This window comes from Oceanospirillum linum (assembly GCF_001995095.2).
Taxonomy (GTDB): Bacteria; Pseudomonadota; Gammaproteobacteria; order Pseudomonadales; family Halomonadaceae; genus Oceanospirillum; species Oceanospirillum linum.
The window spans coordinates 1-552 of the sequence record NZ_MTSD02000049.1; the positions used below are offsets into that span (position 1 = coordinate 1).

Consider the following 552-nt stretch of genomic DNA (forward strand, 5'->3'; position numbering starts at 1 on the left):
TCCATAGCCCATTCACAAAAAGCACTACCCCTTGCTCGCCCGTTGCCAGCTTAAGGTCTAAACGCTTACGAGGGTACATGGACAAGGTAAAGTGGTAATGTCCTTGCGATTTCTGATTGAGTAGATCAGTAAAATCATAAAGTAAGCCCTTATTAGGCGCTGTTAGAAATGGAGGAAATTGGTAATAGCTCCACATCTGTATCTCCGTTGGTTTTGTTGAAGCTGCATTGGCAACTGAATAGCACAGGTGCACCAGCAGCAATGGCATCAAGAGAAGAGTGCATGTCAACTTAAACGGCATATTAAAAATTAGTCCTATACTGAATGAGGTTGCTTCAGTGTTGCGTCCTTATGACTAGCATAGCTGAGATTAGACTGTTTCGAGAGAGTGCAACTATAGTGCCTATTGTCAGCTTACAAGTTGGATGGTTTGATAGAGACAATTAACAGATAAGAGATAAGGTAAAAGTGATGTGGCTTCCTGATTTAACGCTTTATAAAGGCGCACGCTATATCGCTATTGCTGATGCTATGGCGAGTGCGATTGAGTCC

Annotated in this window: 1 pseudogene; it reads right to left on the minus strand. The window is 42.6% G+C overall.

From position 1 onward, the window contains the following. A pseudogene (locus BTA35_RS18535) lies at positions 1-196 on the minus strand (amino acid ABC transporter substrate-binding protein); the annotation flags it as partial. Positions 197-552: the final 356 nt, after the last annotated feature.